This window comes from Hylemonella gracilis ATCC 19624 (assembly GCF_000211835.1).
In the GTDB taxonomy this organism is placed as follows: Bacteria; Pseudomonadota; Gammaproteobacteria; order Burkholderiales; family Burkholderiaceae_C; genus Hylemonella; species Hylemonella gracilis.
Genome location: NZ_AEGR01000001.1, coordinates 39213 through 59220, shown reverse-complemented (window position 1 = coordinate 59220; position 20008 = coordinate 39213). Strand labels below are relative to the sequence as shown.

Here is a 20008-nt window from a genome sequence, read left to right as displayed (position 1 = left end):
CCGATGCCGATGCCGATGCCGATGCCGATGCCGATGCCGATGCCGATGGTGGCCGGCAGGCGGGCAAGGTGCTCGACGTGGCCTGTGGCAGGGGACGTCACCTGCGCTTCTTCCATGAACGCGGACACCCGGTCACTGGCGTGGACCGTGACGGATCAGCCTTGGCCACCGTGCGCCTGGCCTTGCCCGAGGCGAACTTGATCGAAGCCGACCTCGAACACGGCCCTTGGCCGCTGGCCGCTCAGACCTTCGCCGGTGTGATCGTGACGAATTACCTCTGGCGAGCGCTGCTGCCCACGCTGGTCCAAAGCGTGGCCCCGGGTGGCGCGCTGATCTACGAAACCTTCGCGCTGGGCAACGAGCGATTCGGCAAACCGTCGAACCCGGACTTCCTGCTGCGTCCGGGGGAACTGCTCGCCGCCTGCGCGAACGGCCCGGTGCCGCTGCGCGTGATCGCCTATGAAGACGTCACCCTGGACGGCCCCACACGCTGCGTGCAACGTGTCGCGGCCGTGCGGGAATAGGCGGGCCCCTGGCCCGGGGACCGTAAAATAGCCCTTTGCCTGTAACAGCGCAGGCCGCCAGCCCGGCGCTACAGAACGACCAACCTCTCATTCCAGTCCGACATGACCCCCATCACTGGCAGCATCGTGGCCCTCGTCACCCCGATGCACGACGACGGCAGCGTCGACTACCCCACGCTGCGTTCCCTGATCGACTGGCACATCGCCGAGGGCACGGACTGCATCGGCGTGGTCGGCACCACCGGTGAATCGCCCACGGTCAGCGTGGAGGAACACTGCGAAATCATCCGCGTCTCGGTCGAACAGGCGCGCAAGCACGCCAAGCACGTGCCCATCATGGCCGGCTGCGGCGCCAACTCCACGGCCGAGGCGGTGGAATTGGCCAAGTTCGCCAAAAACGTCGGCGCCGACTGCCAGCTGCAGGTCGTGCCCTACTACAACAAGCCGACCCAGGAAGGCCAGTACCAACACTTTAAGAAAATCGCGGAGGCGGTGGACCTGCCCGTGATCCTGTACAACGTGCCGGGCCGCACCGTGGCCGACATGACGCATGACACGGTGCTGCGCCTGGCCGAAGTGCCCGGCATCGTCGGCATCAAGGAAGCCACGGGCAACATCGAGCGCGCGCAGTGGCTGATCCGCGAGGTGCCCAAGGTCAACAAGAATTTCGCCATCTACTCCGGCGACGACCCCACCGCCGTGGCGCTGATGCTCTGCGGAGGTCAAGGCAACGTGAGCGTGACGGCCAATGTCGCGCCGCGGCTGATGCACGAGCTCTGCGTGGCGGCCATCGCCGGCGATGTGAAGCGCGCCATGGAAATCCAGTTCCGCCTCATGCCCCTGCACCGCCAGCTCTTCGTCGAGCCCAACCCCATCCCCGTCAAGTGGGCGCTGGCCCGCCTGGACCGCTGCGGCGGCGCCTTGCGTCTGCCACTGACCCCTCTGTCGGCCAGCGGCCAGACGGCCGTGGAAGGCGCCCTGCGCGTTGCCGGCATGCTCTGATCGAGCCCGACACCACAGTCCCGTGACGCAGGCCCGACTCCGCCGGTCTGCCCCCAAGAAGGAAAGCCCTTTGAATTCCGTTTCTCCTCTCCGTCCCCGCGCGCTGCAGCGGGGCCTTGTGCTGCTGTCGTCCCTGCTGCTGTGCGCCTGCTCCGCGCTTGAGGGCGACAAGGTGGACTATGGCGCGGCCGTCCAAAACACGCCCTTGGCGGTGCCTCCGGATCTGACGCAATTGCCCCAGGACACACGCTACGCCTTGCCTGGAAGCACGGTCAGCGCCAGCACCTATGGCAGCGGCATGGCCAGCTCGCCGCAGGCGCCCCGCGCGCAGACTGTGGCGCCGAATGTGCCGAGCCTGCGCCTGGAAGGCCAGGGCGGCATGCGTTGGCTGGTGGCGACGGGCATGACACCGGAAGACGTCTGGCCGAAGTTGCGCAGCTTCTGGGAAGAGACCGGGCTGAAACTGACGCTGGATGAGCCCAAGCTGGGCCTGATGGAAACCGAGTGGGCTGAAAACCGCGCCAAGCTGCCGCAGAACTTCATGCGCAAGATCCTGGGCGCTTTGATGTCCACCAGCACCCTGGACCTGTACCGCACGCGCGTTGAGCGTGTCGCCGGCCCCAATGGCGGCACCAGCACCGAGATCTACATCAGCCACCGTGGCCTAGAGGAGGTTTACACGGACGATTCGGGCTCCAATCCCGAGGGGAAACGTCAAACTGCCTGGCAACCGCGCGCTTCCGATCCGGAAATGGAAATCGAGATGCTGCGCCGCTTGATGCTCAAGCTGGGCGCTCCGGCCGAACAGGCGGACGCGCAGTCGGATCGGCAGACCGCGGCGTTGAACGACCCAGCCCAGGCACCACCCAAGACCGCGCAGCTGGAGCAACGCAACGGCCAACCCCTGGTCACCGTGCGCGAGCCTTTCGACCGTGCATGGCGACGGGTCGGCCTGACGCTGGACCGCACGGGCTTCACCGTGGAAGACCGTGACCGCAGCCAGGGCATCTACTACGTGCGTTATGTGCAACCGCCCAAGTCCGGCGAGGAAGAGCCGGGCTGGTGGGCACGCACCTTTGGCGGCGCGAAGCCCCTGGACAAGACGCCTCGCCGCTACCGCATCACGGTACGGGCCGAGGGCAACCAGAGCACCGTGACCGTGCTCAACGCGGAAGGTGCGCCCGAGCGCTCCGAGCCAGCGCGCAACATCCTGCAGGTGATCGCGGACGATCTGCGCTGAGCCGGGGATGACCATGAACGTGATGCGGGCGAGCTGGCTGAGCCTGGCCGGATGTGCGGCGGCTGGCGCCAGGTGCTGGATGGTCAGGAGCCTGGTCGTGTTGGCTCTGGCAGCCACGCCTACCGCCTGGGCACAATTTGGCGACGGGGGCGGAGACGGCCCGCCGGGGGTGGACGTGGGCCAGATCGGCGCGGCGGTGCTCAGCACCCCGCGCTACATGGGCGCGGATCAAAACCGCTTGCGGGCCCTGCCTTACTTCAGCTACCGCTGGGCCAACGGCTGGTTCATCGATGGCCTCAACGGCGTCGGTTACGCGGGATCGCCCGCACCCGGCCTGCGCCTAGGGGCGCACGTCGGCGTCTCTCCCGATCGCGAGGAAAGCGATGATCCCGCGCTGGACGGCATGGGTAAGGTCAACCGCGAGGCCGAGCCGGGGATCTTTGCGCAGCAGCGGCTGGGAGTCTGGCTGGGCGGAAACCTGAGCGTGCGCTCCCACCTGCGCTACGGCTCGGGCGAGGATCGCCACGGCGGGCAGGCTGAGCTGGGCTTGGGCTGGGGCACGCGGATCGGGGAGCGCAGCCTGATGAACCTGGGCCTCGCGGCGAATTGGGCCAATCAGGCCTATATGCAAACCTATTTCGGCGTGACACGGGCGCAGTCCGCGTCCAGCGGCTACGAGGAATACGAGACGCGCGGCGGCTTGCGCGATGTGCGTCTGTCATTGACCTTCATCCAGCTGTTCTCACCCACGGTCACCGGCTTGCTGACGGTCAGCCAGACTCACTGGCAAGGAGAGGCGGCGGACAGTCCCCTGGTGCGCGATACGCGCAACACCCTGGCCATCGCGGCAGTCCTCTACCGCTTCTAGCTGGAAGGGCAAGGTCGTGGCTCCACGCGCACGGGGCAGCACGGGGCACGGGTAAAAATAAAAAGCCACCGCAGCAATGCGGTGGCTTTTTGTCTTTCGGCGCTCGAAGCGCCTACTCGGAGCCGAAGATTACTTCTTGGCGGGCTCAGCGGCAGCCGGGGCGGCAGCGGGAGCAGCAGCAGCCGGAGCGGCGGCGGCGTCAGCGGGAGCGGCGGCGGCCGGAGCAGCAGCGGGAGCTTCAGCAGCAGCCGGAGCGGCGGCGGGAGCAGCGGCTTCCTCTTTCTTGCCGCAAGCAGCCAGGGCCACGGCGGAAATCACGGCGATCAGAGCAAGAGACTTTTTCATAATGGTTGAATTTAGAGAGTGAATAAAAGAGCGGCAACAAAAAAAACTTTCACCCGATGTGGCACACATGAAATGGCAGGCCGCCTAGACGCGCCCCATCAATGCACCACACTGGTAATCCGACCCGCTCACACGACCCGGATTGGGGCGCAATTTTATGCGCTGTTCTGGATTTTTTTTGCCGTCATACAAAATAAATTCGTAGTAACCCTTGAAACAATTCGCCCGACAGGCGGGTGTACATCGATTCAAGATGACGGCAGTTTCAAATAAGAGGCGGCACGATGCGTGCGGTTGCACCCGAGCGCTCCAATTTTGAGAGCGGCACGACATCTGAGGCGCGCCTTCCTCAAGCGGATCCGCCGTGCAACCAGCCGGAGTCTCGCCAGTCAGCGAGAAGTTCGCGAGCAGCGCGGCTGAGTCCGCGCACCTCCTTGGCGCCCAGGCGGCGCTCGTCGGCCAGGCGCCGCAGCAGCGCGACGTCGCGGCCGCCATCGTCGTCGGAAGCGAGGTAGCTCTCCCCGTTGATGTAGAGGCGGGCCTCGTCGTAGAGCATGCGCGTGCGCCTGTCCAGCACGATCCCAGACGCGGACAAGGGCTCGCCACTGGCGTGCTGGGACCGCGGTTCAAACCACACTTGAGGCTTAGGTTCGCTCAAGACCTCGCCCAGCACACGCGCCACGGCCCGCGGATCGCGCAAGGCCTGCTCCACGGCTTGGCGTGCATACCGCAGCAGCGGGCTGGGCAGACTGGCCGGCGCGTCCACCGCAGGCTGCTTCGGGTCGCGGTACAGCAGATCGGCGAACGCAGGGTCCATCCCCTCGGCGGCATCCTCCGCCAAGCGCTGCAGCAGTTCCTGCGCGAGCCCGCCAGCCTTGGGAGAGCGAAAACCAATGGAGTAAGTCATGCACTCCCCTTCCACGGCGACGCCATCGTGCGCGTACTGTGGGGGCAGATACAGCATGTCACCCGGCTCGAGCACGAATTCCTGCTCTGGATGGAAGTTGGAAAGGATTTTCAGCGGCACACCGGCCTTGAGTTTCAAGTCCTGCTGGCTGCCGATCTTCCAGTGCCGCTTGCCATGCGCCTGCAACAGGAACACGTCGTAACTGTCGAAATGCGGCCCCACGCCGCCACCTTGCACGGCATAGCTGATCATCAAATCGTCCAGGCGCGCATCGGGCACAAAGCGGAACTGCTGCATCAATTGGTGCGCCGCTTCGTCGTGCAAGTCCACGCCCTGCACGAGCAGGGTCCAGAAATCGCCCGTGGCGGGCTTGAGCGCGGGCAGGTCGCGTCGCGCGAAGGGACCGCGGCGCAGACCCCAGTTTTCCTGGCGCCCGCGCTTGTGCAAGGTCACCAGACGGGATTCCACGTCTTCACGTGCCGCCAGGGTGAAGAGCTGCGCGCGCGTGAGCAGGGCCTGCATGCCCGGCACGGCCTGGCGCACCAGCAGGGGCTTTTTCTGCCAGTAGCGGCGCATGAAAACGGCGGGGCTGATGCCGCCCAGCAAGGTCAGCGGCAGGTTCACATCCATGGGAAGGCTTTCGTGTGCACGGGTTCAGCGCGGGTGAAAAAAGCTTGGGCGACAATTGTCCCCCATGAACACAGACTATCCGAACGACAAGCGCCTGGACGCCGTCACGCCGCAATGCGTGGTCGCGCTCACCTGGACCCTGACCGACACCCTGGGCGAGGAACTCGACGTGCTCGACGACCCCGTCGAATTCCTGATCGGGGGCGAGGACCTGTTTGAAAAGATCGAACAAGCCTTGCAAGGCCACGGCGTCGGCGCCAGCGTGGCGGTGCACCTGGAGCCCGAGGAAGCCTTCGGCGATTTCAACGACCAATTGCTCTTCCTGGAAAAACGCGAGCTCTTCCCCGCCGAGCTGGAAGAAGGCATGACGCTTGAAGGCCATGCCCTGCCCCCAGGCTGCAATCCGGACGCCCCGCGCGACGCGCTCTACACCGTGACCGAGATCTACCCCGACCACGTGGTGCTCGATGGCAACCATCCGCTGGCGGGCATTGCCTTGCGCCTCGCCTTGAAAGTCGAGGGCGTGCGCGTAGCCACCGAGGAAGAAATCGGACGCGGCACCGCGGGCACCGGCTTTTTCCGCATCGCCCCCCTGCACGAACAGGGCGACGGCGGCAGTTCCGTGCATTGAGCATGGCCGGCACTGGCGAGACAGATGACATGAGCCAAGACAACCCCGAGACCTTGAGCCGCCGCCAACTGCTGGTCGGCGCGGGCGCGATCAGCGCCCTCGGCGCCTGGAGCACCTTGCCACGTTCCGCATGGGCCGCGCTGCCGACCCAGCTGGAATACGGGCCCGCGCAGGCGTTTTCTTTTGACGAGCTGGTTGCGCGCGCGCGGAACCTGGCCGCTCAGGCCTACGCCCCGCCGCCGCCCTTGCCCAGCAACGTGCTCGAACGCATCGATTACGACGCCCACGGCCAGCTGCGCTACAAGAGCGAATTCGCGCTGTTCGCGCAAGGGCCCGGCGCCTTCCCGGTCACCTTCTTCCATCTGGGTCGCTACTTCCAAACCCCCGTGCACATGCACCTGCTGGACGCGACGGGTCGCCAGGCGCGCGAAATCCTCTACAACCCGGCCTACTTCGACATGCCCGCCGACAGCCCGGCACGCGAGCTTCCGGCCGGCGCGGGCTTCGCGGGGTTCCGCTTCCAGGAAAGCCGGCTCGGCGGCGCCGAGGCACAGAAGCAACTGCCTTGGCAAAAAAATGACTGGGTGGCGTTTCTGGGCGCGTCTTACTTCCGCGCCATCGGCGACCTTTACCAATACGGTCTGTCAGCGCGTGGCGTGGCCCTGGACGTGGCGCAGGCTGGTAAACCGGAGGAGTTTCCTGCCTTCACCCACTTCTGGTTCCTGCCGCCCTCGGGCAAACCAGGGGACAACACCAGCACGGCCCCAGTGACCGTTTTTGCCTTGCTGGATGGCCCCAGCATCAGCGGTGCCTACCGCTTCGAACTGCGGCGCGACACAGGCAAGAACGGCGCGGTGCTGATGGAGATCGACTGCGCACTCTTCCTGCGCCGCGACGTGGCGCGCCTCGGCATCGCCCCGCTGACCTCCATGTACTGGTTCTCAGAGACGGACAAGTCCACCGCCGTGGACTGGCGACCCGAGGTCCACGACTCCGATGGCCTGGCCCTGTGGACGGGCAGCGGCGAACGCATTTGGCGACCGCTGAACAATCCCAAGCGCACCATGGCCTCGGCTTTCGCGGACCGCGCGCCCCGAGGCTTCGGTCTGATGCAACGCGACCGCAACTTCGACCATTACCTGGACGGCGTGGCCTACGACCGCCGCCCCAGCCTCTGGGTCGAACCGCTGGGCGACTGGGGCGCGGGCAGCGTGCAGCTGATCGAGATCCCGACCGACGATGAAATTCACGACAACATCGTCGCCATGTGGGTGCCTCAAGCCGAGGCCAAGGCGGGCAGCAGCCAACGGCTGAAGTACAGGCTGCACTGGCGCGCCGACGAACCGGCCGCGTCGCGAGCGGCGCTGGCGCAGTGCGTCGCCACGCGACTGGGCCATGGCGGCGAACCGGGCAAGCAGCGCCCCCGGGGCGTGCGCAAGTTCGTGGTGGAGTTTCTGGGAGGCCCGTTGGGCCAGTTGCCCTGGGGCGTGCGGCCCGAAGCCGTGCTCAGCGCCTCGCGCGGAACCTTCAGCAATGTCTTCTGCGAGGCCGTGCCCAATGGGGTACCGGGCCACTGGCGCGCCGCGTTCGATCTCACCGCGAGCGGCCAAGATCCGGTGGACATGCGGCTCTACCTGCGCCAAGCGGGCCAGACGCTGTCAGAGACTTGGCTCTACCAGTACCACCCGGTGTAAGCCGGCCCCGCACCGAGGCCGCTGAACGCAGTCCGCCATCAAAGCGAATAGTCGTAGCGGACAAAACCGCCGTGATGGGCGAGCCGGTCATACAAGGCACGGGCCGTGGCGTTGTGGGCCTGGGTGAGCCAGTAATAGCGTGCCGCTCCCCGCTGCCGGGCCTGGTCCGCCACCGCCTCGATCAGCGCGCGGCCTAGGCCCTGGCCGCGCACCGAGGGGTCCGTGTAGAGATCCTGCAAATAGCAAACGCTCGACGCCCAGGTGTTGGCGTGGAAGAGGTAGTGGGCCAGCCCCCGCAACTCACCGTCGAGATAGGCGCCCAGACCGTGGATGCCCTCCTCGTTCAAGAGGCGGATCCAGGCGCGGGCGTACTCATCATCGGTGGTGGGCGTGTTGTAAAAAGCCTTGTAGCCGCGCGCGAGGCGCTCCCAGGCGGACCGGTCTCCAGGCTGCAAGGGGGCGACGCGCAGTGTCATGGGCCTGTGGCTGTGGCGGTGTGGATGCGTCGCGAACGGTTCAGCGCTTGCCGGTTGATCCGTAGCCGCCCGCACCCCGTTCGGTTTCCGCGGCGAACTCGTCCACGAGATGGAAGCGAGCCTGCACCACGGGCACGATTACCAGTTGGGCGATGCGCTCCATGGGCTCGATGGTGAAAGCCGTGGCGCTGCGGTTCCAGGCGCTGACCATCAGCTGCCCCTGGTAGTCGCTGTCAATCAGGCCCACGAGGTTGCCCAGAACGATGCCGTGCTTGTGACCTAGGCCCGAGCGCGGCAGGATGAGCGCGGCATACCCGGGGTCGGCCAGATGGATCGCCATGCCCGTGGGCACGAGTTGCCAGGCATTGGGAGCCAGGGTCAGGGGCGTGTCCAGGCAGGCCCGCAGGTCCAGGCCGGCGCTGCCGGGCGTGGCGTAGGCGGGCATGTGTTCGCGCAGACGCGCGTCGATGATCTTGACGTCGATGAGCATGGGAGAAACGGAAAAATTACTTCGTGAGACGCAAGGCGATCTCGGTCACCAGTTGGCGCGCCAGATTGAGCTTGTCGGCACGGGAAAGTTCTTTGGTGCCGCGTTCATCGACCAGCAACAAGGCATTGTCGTCCTGACCGAAGGTGGCCGGGCCGATGTTGCCCACCAGCAAGGGCACCCCCTTGCGAACGCGCTTGGCCTGGGCATGGGCCAGCAGTTCGTGGCTCTCCGCGGCAAAACCGACGCAGTACAGCGCGCCGCTCTTCGCGCGCGACGACTGCGCCACGCCAGCCAAGATGTCGTCGTTTTCGACGAAGTCCAGCGCAGGCGGTTTGCCGCTGCCGTCCTTCTTGATCTTCTGCTCGGCCACGCTGGCAGGGCGCCAGTCGGCGACGGCGGCGGTCGCTACAAAAACAGAAGCATGGAGCACTTCGGACTCAACGGCCCGCTGCATCTCCTGTGCCGACCGCACGTCCATGCGACGCACACCGCGCGGCGTGGGCAAATGCACCGGTCCCGCCACCAGGGTCACGTCCGCGCCCGCCTCGCGCGCGGCACGGGCAATGGCGAATCCCATCTTGCCGCTGGAGCGGTTGGTGATGCCACGCACGGGGTCGATGGCTTCATAAGTCGGCCCCGCCGTGACCAGCACACGCTGGCCGCGCAGCAGCTTGGGCTGGAAGAAGGCGATCAGGTCTTCCAGAATGTCCGCGGGCTCCAGCATGCGGCCGTCCCCGGTCTCGCCACAGGCCTGCAAACCATTGCCCACACCCAGCAGCGTGGCCCCATCGTCGGCCACCTGGGCCAGGTTGCGCTGGGTGGCAGGGTGGGCCCACATTTCGCGGTTCATCGCGGGGGCCAGCAGCAAGGGCACCTTGTCAATGGGGCGCGCCAGGCACATCAGGCCCAGCAGCTCACTGGCGCGACCCTGCGCCAACTGGGCGATGAAATCCGCGCTGGCCGGCGCGACGAGTATGGCATCCGCATGTCTGTCACCCTGCCGCGTCGCGTTGATGTGGGGCATGTTGTTGGGCTCGCGTGCGTCCCACTGCGACAGGTACACCGTCCGATTGGACAAGGCCTGCATGGTCACGGGAGTGATGAACTGCGCGGCGGCTTCGGTCATGATGACCTGCACGGTCGCGCCCGCCTTGATCAGCAGCCGACACAACTCCGCGGACTTGTAGCAAGCCACGCCACCGGAGAGGCCCAGGACGATGTGTTTTCCAGCAAGCTCGTTCATGGCCCGGGAATGTAGCAGCTCCCAAATGCGGTCTATGAGCTGCGTCCGATTGACTGGGGGATGGATTCCGCGCTGGGGCTGGGGCGGGCGCGCTCATACGGTGATGGTCGGCTACGCCGACTTCGCGCTCAGGGCGAGTATGAAGCCACAGCGATAACAACTCGCTTCGCGCTTGCAGCGCTACGCTCAAACACGTTATCGCAAACAAGATGCAGGATGCGTGACGACACTTGTCGTCACGCTGTGGCCTCATACCCGCCCCAAGCGCCATCCCCGAAATCGCGCGCCCGCCCCAGCCCCAACGCGGCATCCGCCTTTCTGCGAAAAGAACGCCAATCCACCACGCCTATAATCTCGCTTTACCTGCTCATCGAACCTTGCACGGTTCGACTCGACATGACCAAATTCGTCTTCGTCACCGGCGGCGTGGTGTCTTCCCTGGGCAAGGGCATCGCCTCCGCGTCTCTGGCCGCAATCCTTGAATCGCGCGGCCTCAAAGTCACCCTCATCAAGCTGGATCCCTACCTCAACGTGGACCCGGGCACCATGTCGCCCTTCCAGCACGGTGAGGTCTTCGTCACCGACGATGGCGCCGAAACTGATCTGGACCTGGGTCACTACGAGCGTTTCATCGAAACCCGGATGAAGCGCAGCAACAACTTCACCACCGGTCAGATCTACAAGAGCGTTCTTGAAAAGGAACGCCGTGGCGACTACCTGGGCAAGACCGTGCAGGTGATCCCGCATGTCACCAACGAGATTCAGGAATACGTCAAGCGTGGTGCCGGCATGGGCACGCCCGACGCGGTGGATGTGGCCATTGTCGAGGTCGGCGGCACGGTCGGCGACATCGAATCCCTGCCCTTCCTCGAAGCCGTGCGCCAGCTCAGCCTGCGCCTGGGCCCGAACAACGCGGCCTTCGTGCACCTGACCTACGTGCCATGGATCGCGGCCGCGGGTGAACTCAAGACCAAGCCCACCCAACACACGGTGCAGAAGTTGCGCGAGATCGGCATCCAGCCCGACGCGCTGCTGTGCCGCGCCGACCGTGCCATCCCGGACGACGAGCGCGAGAAGATCAGCCTCTTCACGAATGTGCCGCACTGGGGCGTGATCTCCATGCCGGACGTGGACACCATCTACAAGGTACCGCGCGTGTTGCATGAACAAGGCCTGGACGGCCTGATCTGCGACAAGCTGCGCATCAATACGCCGCCCGCCAACCTGAAGCGTTGGGACGCGCTGGTGCGCGAGGTGGAGCATCCGCAGGGCGAAGTGACCATCGCCATGGTCGGCAAGTACGTGGACCTGTCCGACAGCTACAAGTCCGTCAACGAAGCCCTGCGCCACGCGGGCATGAAAAACCATGTGCGGGTGAAGATCGAGCATGTGGATTCGGAAACCATCAGTGACGACACGGTGGGCCAGTTGGCGAAGTACGACGCCATCCTCGTTCCCGGCGGCTTCGGCAAGCGCGGCATCGAAGGCAAGATCTGCACGGCACGCTACGCGCGCGAGCACAAGGTGCCCTACCTGGGCATCTGCCTGGGCATGCAGGTGGCCACCATCGAGTTCGCGCGCCATGTGGCGGGCCTGAAGGACGCCAACAGCACCGAGTTCGAACCCGGCTGCGCGCACCCCGTGATCGCCCTGATCACCGAATGGAAGGACGCGGACGGCACCATCAAGAAGCGCGACGCCAACTCCGACCTCGGCGGCACCATGCGCCTGGGCGCGCAGAGTTCGGACGTGGTCAAAGGCACGCTGGCACACAGCATCTATGGCGACGTCGTCACCGAGCGCCACCGCCACCGTTACGAGGCCAACGTCAACTACCTCGACACCTTGCGCGACAAGGGGCTGGTGATCTCGGCGCTGACCCAGCGCGAGCATCTGACCGAGATCGTCGAGCTGCCGCAGGCCACCCACCCCTGGTTCGTCGGCGTCCAGTTCCATCCTGAATTCAAGTCCACCCCCTGGAATGGGCATCCGCTGTTCAACTCCTTCGTCAAGGCCGCGCTGTCGCGTCAGGGCAGCGGCCAGAACAGCGCCACGAGCCCGGCGCTGAAGGCCGCGGCCTGAACGACGGAAACCACCATCTCTGGTTTACCCGCTGCCCACTTCCGCTATCCCACCGTTTTTCAACTTCGAGTAAAGAGAAGACAACATGAGCGCCATCGTTGACATCGTCGGTCGTGAAATCTTGGACAGCCGTGGCAACCCCACGGTGGAATGCGACGTGCTGCTGGAAAGCGGCACCATGGGCCGCGCTGCCGTGCCCTCGGGGGCTTCCACGGGTTCGCGTGAAGCCATCGAATTGCGCGATGGCGATAAGAGCCGTTATCTGGGCAAGGGCGTGCTCAAGGCCGTCGAACACATCAACACCGAGATCAGCGAGTCGGTGCTTGGCCTGGACGCCGCCGAGCAGTCGTTCCTGGACAAGACGCTGATCGACCTCGACGGCACCGACAACAAAAGCCGCCTGGGTGCCAACGCGATGCTGGCCGTCAGCATGGCTGTGGCCCGTGCGGCGGCCGAGGAGGCGGGCTTGCCGCTGTACCGCTACTTCGGTGGGATGAGCGCGGTGCAAATGCCCGTGCCGATGATGAACGTGATCAACGGCGGCGCGCATGCCAACAACAGCCTGGACCTGCAGGAGTTCATGATCTTGCCCGTGGGCGCGACCAGCTTCCGCGAGTCGCTGCGCTGGGGTGCCGAGGTGTTCCACGCCCTCAAGAAAATCATCGACGCCAAGGGCATGCCCACCTCGGTCGGCGACGAAGGCGGTTTCGCGCCCAACGTGGCCAACCATGAAGCCGCCATCCAACTCATCCTTGAGGCCATCGCCAGTGCGGGCTACGAAGCGGGTTCGCAGATCGCCCTGGGCCTGGACTGCGCCTCGAGCGAGTTCTACAAAGAAGGCAAGTACGTGCTGGAAGGCGAAGGCGGGCTGAAGCTCTCCGCCCCCGAATGGACGGACATGCTGGCCACTTGGTGCGACAAGTACCCCATCATCAGCATCGAGGACGGCATGGCCGAGGGCGACTGGGAGGGCTGGAAGACGCTGACCGAGCGCCTGGGCAAGAAGGTGCAGTTGGTGGGTGACGACCTCTTCGTGACCAACACCAAGATCCTGAAGGAAGGCATCGACAAGTCGATCGCCAACTCCATCCTGATCAAGATCAACCAGATCGGCACCCTGTCCGAGACCTTCGCCGCCATCGAGATGGCCAAACGGGCGGGCTACACCGCGGTGATCAGCCACCGGTCGGGTGAAACCGAAGACAGCACCATCGCCGACATCGCTGTGGGCACGAACGCTGGCCAGATCAAGACGGGCTCGCTCAGCCGCAGCGACCGCATGGCCAAGTACAACCAGCTGCTGCGCATCGAGGAAGACCTGGGCGAAGTCGCGGTGTATCCCGGCCGCGCGGCCTTCTACAACCTGAAGTAAGCCTGCTTGCTTCGGACGCGGCATGCTGACACGCTGACTTCAGGACCCATCGACGAGGCAGGCGAGACACGATCCCCCATGGCACGACCGCCTCGCCCTTCCCGTCTGCTACCGCTGCTGCTGGTGGCACTCCTGCTCATCGTGCACGCGCAGCTGTGGTTTGGTCGCGGCAGCGTGCCCCAGGTTGCCGCCTTGGCCAATAAGCTGGAAGCTCAAACCCAGCGCAACATAGAGGCCAAGCAACAGAACGAGCGGCTGGCTGCGGAAGTCCAGGACCTGCAAGAAGGGCTGGACATGGTCGAAGAGAAAGCGCGGCGAGAGTTAGGCATGGTCAAGCCCAACGAAATCTACGTGCAGATCGATCAATAGATCGCCGGGAGTCAACGCGCGCATGAAGGTCGCACTGCTGGGTGCCGTCGGCACTGGCAAGAGCTGGTTGACGCAAGCTCTCTTGCGGCACTGGTCTGCGCATACCTTCCTGGATGCACCAGACCTTGACGAGACTCTCACCTGGGATCGTGTCCTGCTGATGGGTCTGGACTGGCCGGACCCGAGCGTACAACCGGATGCTGCAAGCCAAGCCCTCCGCCGCGCCGAGGATGCCCGACTGCGCGCATGGCTGAGTGCGGCGGGCCGCACCTATGGCGTGGTCTATGGGCAAGGGCCGCAGCGCCTGAGCGCGGCGACGCAGTTGTTGTTTCCGCAGGAAATTCCCCTAGAACACAGGGAGGGCCGCTGGCGCGGCCCCTGCGAGACTTGCGCTGATCCCGATTGCGAGTTCCGCTTGTTCAGCGGACTTGCACACCGGGCTTCCAGCCCTATTGCACCGTGGAACTCGAGGGCGGTTGGTCTTCCGCCTGGGTGAACAATTGGGCTGCGTCGATTTCGTCAAAGCGGTAGCTGGCGCCACAGAAATCACAATCCACTTGCACCGCACCCTGCTCGGCCAGGATGTCCCGCACTTCTTCCTGTCCCAGGCCGCGGATCATGCCGGCCACCCGCTCTCGGCTGCACGTGCACGCGAATCGAGGACCCTGCTCGCCCCGCTGTGGTTCGAAGCGTTGCAGGCGCTCCTCCCAGAACAGGCGCCGCAGAATAGTGTCCGCATCCAGCGTCAGCAGCTCCTCGCGTTTCAAGCTGGCTGCCAAGGTCGCGATGCGGTTGTAATGCTCCTGCATCTCGGCCGCCTGCTCCACACCCTTCTCGCCCTCCAGGTTGCCCGCGCCCTGAACGGGCAAACGCTGGATCAACAGGCCGGCAGCCACCTGGTCATCGGCCGCCAGCACCAGCGTGGTTTCGAGCTGCTCACTCTGTCGCATGTAATGCTCCAACGCTTCGGACAAGGTGCGCAGGCCTCGACCATCGGCCTCCGTCAGAGGAACCACGCCCTGGTAGGGCTGCTGGCCCGGCTGGCGGCCCTTGGGGTCCAGCGTGACAGCGCAACGTCCCTGACCATGCACATTCAACATGTCAGAAAGCTGCGCATCGGCTGCCACGTCGCCCTGCACCGTGGCCGTGGCACGCAGACGCAGGTCAGACTGCACCTCAGCCACGGCCAGTTTCACCGGGCCGTCACCAAAGACCTGCAAAATCAGCGCGCCATCGAATTTGATGCTGGACTGCATGAGCACCGCCGCAGCGGCCATTTCACCCAGCAGATTCTGAACCGGCTGGGGATAAGCACCGGACGCGCGGTCAGACTCAGCGCCGGACAGGCTCTGCGCTCGGCGGCGCAGAATTTCGCCCCAGGCATCGCTGCCCAGGCGCACCAGGGACCCGCGCACGGGCAAGCCCTCAAACAAGAATTTGTGAAGTTCAGACACGCTGGAGTTTGAATAAAGGTCAATGTAGGGAGCGATCGGCTCAGATGCGGGTCAAGCGATTTTCTTCAAGCCCTGGCGGTACAAAGCGGCGTTGTCAACATAGTGCTGAGCGATGCGCCTCAGTCCCTCGATTTGCTCCGGGCTGAGCTGCTTCACGGCCTTGGCCGGACTGCCGAGGATCATGCTGCCATCGGGGAACTGCTTGCCCTCGGTGACCAATGCACCCGCGCCGACCAGACAGTTCTTCCCAATGCGAGCATGGTTGAGCACGATGGCCCCAATGCCGATCAGCGAGCCATCGCCCACCGTGCAGCCATGCAACATCACTTTGTGGCCCACGGTCACGTCATCGCCGATGTGCAGCGGCACGCCGGCATCGGCGTGCAGCACCGACCCGTCCTGCACATTGCTGCCCCTGCCGATATGCAGATGCTCGGTATCACCCCGCACGACGGTGCCAAACCACACACTCGCGTTGGCCTCGATCGTCACCTTCCCGATCACCTGCGCGCTGTCGGCCACCCAGGCATTGGTGCCCAGCGTCGGGGCGTGCCCGTCGAGTTCATAAATCGCCATACCCGCCTTTCTTCGACACCCCGCGCCACGAATTGCATTCTTCACTGGGGCGCGCGCGCGTGATCGGGGTGCCTTGTGAACCGCGCGCCATGGACAGAATTGTATGAAGCCTTGGAGGCCCCCTGCCCCTGCATCCAGGAGAAGCCAGGCGCCAACCGATGCCCTAGGTCGGCGCAAAAGCGCAACACAATCAGAATTAAGCGGCCCCGAGTCACAGGAAAGGACACCCAAAGCCTCGCTTTTGTAAGCTCCGCCCGTTTTCCGTGGTGTATCCTAAGCCCTGCCGCGTCTTAATGCATGCATTACGCGCGAGTGCCCAAGCATCAATGCTTCCCAAGATTTGCTAACTCGGGCGCTGCCGCCAGAAATTCCAAACACTTTCATCCTCCACACACCCCCAACCTCCATGGCACAGCTCGCCTCCCTGCTCAAAGCCGAAATCGTCCGTCTGGCGCGCAAGGAAGTCCGCGCCGAACTGCAGGCGCTCCAGAAAGCCTCTTCCCGTTATCGCACGGAGCTCGCCGCGCTCAAACGGCAGATCAAGGACCAGCAACGGCAATTGGCCAAGCAGGCTAAAAGCGGTGGGCGCGCCAAACCCGTCAGCAGTGATACCGCCGGGGAGGACGAGGACAACCCAAGGCTGCGTTTCCGCGCCTCCGGTTTTGCGACACTGCGCAAGAAACTGGACCTTTCCGCGGCGGACATGGGCAAGCTGGTTGGCGTGACGCAACAAACCGTCTATCACTGGGAAAAGGGCCAAGCCCGTCCCCGCGCGAGCCAACTACAAAACATCGCCGCGATCCGTAAATTGGGCAAGCGTGGCGCCGCGGCCAAGCTGGCAGAGATGTGACACGCCCACCGAAACTGTCCCCGGAAAGCATGAGCTGCAACATGGTTTCGAATGACTCTCCCCTCACCTCTCAATCCTGGCCGAGGCATCTGGGCCTGATCGCAGCCGTCGTGGCAGGCAGTTTGATGAGCGGTTGCGCCTGGATGCACGGCAAAGCCATGCGCGCCGTCGCCACGCCCACCCTCGCCCTGGCCGTCATCGGTGACCGCCTGTTGACGGGCAAAGCCGTGCTGTACACCGATCGTCGTGCCACGGTGGAATTGAGCGACGACAAAGACCCGGCACTGGATTGCTTGGGCACCATGAACTACACCAACACCACCGGCGGCGTGTTGGACTTGCGCTGCAACGACGGCTCGCAGATCCGCTTGCCCTACACCACGATTGGCGAAACGCAGGGCCACGCCTCGGGCGGCGGCGTGAGCGTGACCTACGGACTGCCTCCGGAAAACGCGCGCGCTTGGCTGATGCCGCCCGCTGGCCGCCGTCTGGTCCTGGCCAAGGAAGAAGGGTTCATGTGCAACTGGTTCGACTGGGCCCTGTCCTGCAACTACCTGCGACTCGAGTAAGCCCTCCGCCGCACCTTGGCGACAGCTAAAAAAAAGGGGCGCATGCAGCGCCCCTTTTTTGTTGCCCGGCACTCAATGCCGGGGCACAGTCGAATGTCCTTCAGCGCGGCGCGCGCGCCACGAAGGGGCGCTTACCACCGCCACCGCCACCACGCGGCGCATCCCCCATCGGGCGGACAAAGCCCTGGCGTGGGCCCTCGGTCCGGCCGCCGCGAGTGTTGTCGGCGGCGCCGCGCTCACGGCGATCACCGCGATCACCGAAACCATGGGCCTTGCCGAACTCCGGCCGGCCCGCGCCTGCACCGCGTCCGCCTTCCGGACGACCCGCACCCGGACCCTTGCCGAAGTTGCCCCGGCCGAAACTGCCGCCGCGGTCGGAACGACCCTGGCGATCGCCGCGGTCACCCCTGTCGCCGCGCTCAGCACGGAAGGAAGGCATGCGCTGCTGAGGCTCCAGACCGGGAATGGCCTCGGCCTTGAAAGGCTGCTTGGTGTAGAACTCGATGTCACCGATCTTGCGGCGGTCACGGAATTCAGCGATGGTCACGGCGATACCGTCACGACCCGCGCGACCCGTGCGACCGATGCGGTGCGTGTAGTCCTCGGCCTTCATGGGCAAGCCGAAGTTGAAGACGTGGGTGATCGTGGGCACATCGATGCCACGCGCGGCCACGTCGGTGGCCACCAGGAACTTCACCTGCCCACTGCGCAGCGCCATCAGGCGGCGGTTGCGCAAGCCCTGGCTCAGCGCGCCATGCAAGGCAACAGCGGCGAAACCGGCTTGCTGCAAGTCAGCGGCGAGGCCGTCGCATTCCACCTGCGTGCTGGCAAAGACGATGGCTTGGTCGATGTTCGCGTCACGCAACCAATGGTCCAACAAGGCGCGCTTGTGCGCGAAGTTGTCGGCCCAATGCAGGACCTGCTTGATGTTGGCGTGCTTCTCGTGCGGCGCATCGATCTGCACTTTCTTGACCTGCGAGCCGTTGTCGTGCATCACGCGCATGGCGAGCTGCTGGATGCGCGGCGCGAAGGTGGCGGAGAACATCATGGTCTGGCGGCGGTTCGCCGTCAGCGCGTTGATCTCGGCCAGATCGTCGGTGAAGCCGAGGTCGAGCATGCGATCGGCTTCGTCCACGACCAGGAACTGCACCTGGTCCAGTTTGATCTGCATGGAACGCTGCAGGTCCAGCAGGCGACCCGGCGTGGCCACGACCAGGCCGGCGTTCTGCAGCTTGGCGATCTGTAGCTGATAGGGCATGCCGCCCACCACGTTCGCGATGCGCAGACCCCGGCAATGCTTGACCAGCTCGATCGCGTCATGGGCGACCTGCTGCGCCAGTTCACGCGTGGGGCACAGGACCAGCGCGCCCGGCACCGCAGCCTTGAAGTTGCGGGGATTGGTCGGGTCCTTGCGTTTGTGGCGCTTCGGAGCGGGCTCGCCCTTGGCGGCGGCATCCGCGCACGCACGCTCGTATTCCTCGCGTTCACGGTTAGCAGCATCGGCCTGCTGCTGGATCAGCGTGTGCAACACCGGCAGCAGAAAAGCCGCCGTCTTGCCGCTGCCCGTCTGGCTGGAGACCATAAGGTCGTTGTAGCCGTGATGGCTAGGGTCGTGCGTCGGCAAAGCCAAGGGAATGACGCGCTGTTGCACGGCGGTGGGCTGGGTGTAGCCCAGGTCGGCCACGGCTTGGATCAGTTCCGGCGCGAGGCCAAGTTCCACGAAGCCGTTGGGCGCGATGGTTTCGGAAATGGTGGTTTCAATGGGCGTGGACTCGGAAACGAGGCCGCCCGTCACGTTCAAGGTGTCGGTCATGTCATGCTCACACGGAAAGCCGCGAAAAACGCGGCATGGCGCTCCGCCTGAGTTGCGGTGCGCCCCGTTCAATGGTTAAGAGACATCAACCATCAAACGGGAATCCATGCACAAGGGCATGGTTGGACATTTCTCAACGAGTTCTTTCAGGGAGAACTCACGTCCGGTGTGTGATGGGGAGATGTACGTCAGCGCCCTCGACTGAGTGGCGCGACTCAGATTATCGCACGTCTTGCAGCTGGCTGCATGCCCGGGATTCAGGACAGCTTGAGGAAATGGGCGCGGTAGTGCATGAGTTCGTCGATGGATTCGTGCACATCCGCCAAGGCCGTGTGCTTTTGCGCCTTCTTGAACGCGCTGTAGACCTCGGGGCGCCAACGCTTGGCCAGCTCCTTCAGGGTGCTCACGTCCAGGTTGCGGTAGTGGAACCAGGCTTCCAGCTTGGGCATGTACTTCACCAGGAAGCGCCGGTCCTGGCTGATGGTGTTTCCGCACATGGGCGTGACACTCTTGGGCACGTATTGCTTGATGAAGGCGAGCAGCTGCTCCTCGGCCTCCTCCTCGGTCAGCGTGGAAGCCTTGACCTTCTCGATCAGTCCGCTGCGACCATGGGTGCCCTTGTTCCAAGCATCCATCTTGTCCAGAATCTCGTCGCTTTGGTGGATGACCATCACGGGCCCCTCAATGCGCGGCTCCAAATTCGGGCCGGTGACAATGATGGCGATTTCGATCAGGCGTTCCTTTTCGGGGTCCAGCCCCGTCATCTCGCAATCGATCCAGACCAGGTTTTGGTCAGATTTCTTCAAAGTCTCGGGAAGATTCGGGGCATTCAGGGCGTCGCTCATGTCCGTATTGTCCCCGATCCCCTAAACT

At 64.6% G+C, this 20008-nt stretch carries 20 protein-coding genes; 11 read left to right on the top strand and 9 right to left on the bottom strand.

Going from position 1 to position 20008, the window contains the following annotated elements; genetic code table 11:
* The first annotated feature begins 68 nt into the window (after positions 1–68).
* From HGR_RS00320 to HGR_RS00305, 4 genes are all read left to right on the top strand, one after another.
* Positions 69–524 carry a class I SAM-dependent methyltransferase gene (locus tag HGR_RS00320; RefSeq protein ID WP_081463392.1) on the top strand — a complete coding sequence of 152 codons (456 nt, stop codon included), beginning with the start codon at positions 69–71 and terminating at the stop codon, positions 522–524.
* Positions 525–626: 102 nt separating this feature from the next.
* Positions 627–1526, top strand: coding sequence for a 4-hydroxy-tetrahydrodipicolinate synthase (dapA, locus tag HGR_RS00315; protein WP_006296031.1), 900 nt, complete (start codon positions 627–629; stop codon positions 1524–1526).
* A 70-nt stretch (positions 1527–1596) separates the two neighbouring features.
* Positions 1597–2766, top strand: a complete 1170-nt coding sequence (bamC, locus tag HGR_RS00310) for an outer membrane protein assembly factor BamC (RefSeq protein ID WP_006296030.1) — start codon at positions 1597–1599, stop codon at positions 2764–2766.
* A gap of 97 nt (positions 2767–2863) precedes the next feature.
* Positions 2864–3634, top strand: a complete 771-nt coding sequence (locus tag HGR_RS00305; RefSeq protein ID WP_169312659.1) for a MipA/OmpV family protein — start codon at positions 2864–2866, stop codon at positions 3632–3634.
* 129 nt (positions 3635–3763) lie between these two features.
* Here HGR_RS00305 and HGR_RS16945 read toward each other — a convergent pair whose 3' ends face one another.
* Complete coding sequence (locus tag HGR_RS16945) at positions 3764–3979, bottom strand: hypothetical protein (protein WP_039851779.1); 216 nt, start codon at positions 3977–3979, stop codon at positions 3764–3766.
* Between the two features lie 349 nt (positions 3980–4328).
* Positions 4329–5516 (bottom strand): ribosomal protein uL16 3-hydroxylase, encoded by a 1188-nt coding sequence (locus HGR_RS00295; RefSeq protein WP_006296028.1) that lies wholly within the window; start codon positions 5514–5516, stop codon positions 4329–4331.
* A gap of 64 nt (positions 5517–5580) precedes the next feature.
* Between HGR_RS00295 and HGR_RS00290 the strand changes: the two genes are divergently transcribed.
* Both HGR_RS00290 and HGR_RS00285 read left to right on the top strand, forming a co-directional pair.
* Entirely contained in the window at positions 5581–6147 is a 567-nt protein-coding gene (locus tag HGR_RS00290; RefSeq protein ID WP_006296027.1) for an FKBP-type peptidyl-prolyl cis-trans isomerase, read from the top strand.
* Between the two features lie 29 nt (positions 6148–6176).
* A complete protein-coding gene (locus HGR_RS00285; RefSeq protein WP_039851792.1) occupies positions 6177–7841 on the top strand; it encodes a glucan biosynthesis protein in 1665 nt (554 codons plus the stop codon).
* 38 nt (positions 7842–7879) lie between these two features.
* On the opposite strand, the gene HGR_RS00280 is transcribed toward HGR_RS00285, so the two are convergent.
* The 3 genes from HGR_RS00280 to coaBC are packed head-to-tail and all read right to left on the bottom strand — an operon-like array spanning position 7880 to position 10050.
* On the bottom strand, positions 7880–8317 hold the full coding sequence (locus HGR_RS00280; RefSeq protein WP_006296025.1) for a GNAT family N-acetyltransferase: 438 nt from the start codon (positions 8315–8317) through the stop codon (positions 7880–7882).
* A 40-nt stretch (positions 8318–8357) separates the two neighbouring features.
* The gene (gene dut / locus HGR_RS00275; protein ID WP_006296024.1) at positions 8358–8807 is read right to left on the bottom strand and encodes a dUTP diphosphatase; all 450 of its coding nucleotides are present in this window, start codon (positions 8805–8807) and stop codon (positions 8358–8360) included.
* A gap of 16 nt (positions 8808–8823) precedes the next feature.
* The gene (gene coaBC, locus HGR_RS00270; protein ID WP_006296023.1) at positions 8824–10050 is read right to left on the bottom strand and encodes a bifunctional phosphopantothenoylcysteine decarboxylase/phosphopantothenate--cysteine ligase CoaBC; all 1227 of its coding nucleotides are present in this window, start codon (positions 10048–10050) and stop codon (positions 8824–8826) included.
* Positions 10051–10446: 396 nt separating this feature from the next.
* Between coaBC and HGR_RS00265 the strand changes: the two genes are divergently transcribed.
* From HGR_RS00265 to HGR_RS00255, 3 genes are all read left to right on the top strand, one after another.
* Positions 10447–12132, top strand: coding sequence for a CTP synthase (locus tag HGR_RS00265; protein ID WP_006296022.1), 1686 nt, complete (start codon positions 10447–10449; stop codon positions 12130–12132).
* Between the two features lie 85 nt (positions 12133–12217).
* Positions 12218–13504 carry a phosphopyruvate hydratase gene (gene eno, locus HGR_RS00260; RefSeq protein ID WP_006296021.1) on the top strand — a complete coding sequence of 429 codons (1287 nt, stop codon included), beginning with the start codon at positions 12218–12220 and terminating at the stop codon, positions 13502–13504.
* A gap of 78 nt (positions 13505–13582) precedes the next feature.
* Positions 13583–13873, top strand: a complete 291-nt coding sequence (locus HGR_RS00255; RefSeq protein ID WP_006296020.1) for a septum formation initiator family protein — start codon at positions 13583–13585, stop codon at positions 13871–13873.
* Positions 13874–14322: 449 nt separating this feature from the next.
* Here HGR_RS00255 and hslO read toward each other — a convergent pair whose 3' ends face one another.
* Entirely contained in the window at positions 14323–15327 is a 1005-nt protein-coding gene (gene hslO / locus HGR_RS00250; protein WP_006296019.1) for an Hsp33 family molecular chaperone HslO, read from the bottom strand.
* A gap of 51 nt (positions 15328–15378) precedes the next feature.
* Positions 15379–15903: a gamma carbonic anhydrase family protein gene (locus HGR_RS00245; protein ID WP_006296018.1), complete on the bottom strand. Its 525-nt coding sequence runs from the start codon at positions 15901–15903 to the stop codon at positions 15379–15381.
* A gap of 406 nt (positions 15904–16309) precedes the next feature.
* Here HGR_RS00245 and HGR_RS00240 point away from each other — a divergent pair, with 406 nt between their 5' ends.
* Together HGR_RS00240 and HGR_RS00235 are read left to right on the top strand one after the other, a co-directional pair.
* Complete coding sequence (locus tag HGR_RS00240) at positions 16310–16753, top strand: helix-turn-helix domain-containing protein (RefSeq protein WP_006296017.1); 444 nt, start codon at positions 16310–16312, stop codon at positions 16751–16753.
* A gap of 41 nt (positions 16754–16794) precedes the next feature.
* Complete coding sequence (locus tag HGR_RS00235) at positions 16795–17322, top strand: hypothetical protein (RefSeq protein WP_138922340.1); 528 nt, start codon at positions 16795–16797, stop codon at positions 17320–17322.
* Positions 17323–17422: 100 nt separating this feature from the next.
* Here the strand turns inward: HGR_RS00235 and HGR_RS00230 are convergent, their stop codons facing one another.
* A complete protein-coding gene (locus tag HGR_RS00230; protein WP_006296015.1) occupies positions 17423–19135 on the bottom strand; it encodes a DEAD/DEAH box helicase in 1713 nt (570 codons plus the stop codon).
* A 257-nt stretch (positions 19136–19392) separates the two neighbouring features.
* Positions 19393–19980, bottom strand: a complete 588-nt coding sequence (gene orn / locus HGR_RS00225) for an oligoribonuclease (RefSeq protein ID WP_006296014.1) — start codon at positions 19978–19980, stop codon at positions 19393–19395.
* Between the last annotated feature and the right edge of the window lie 28 nt (positions 19981–20008).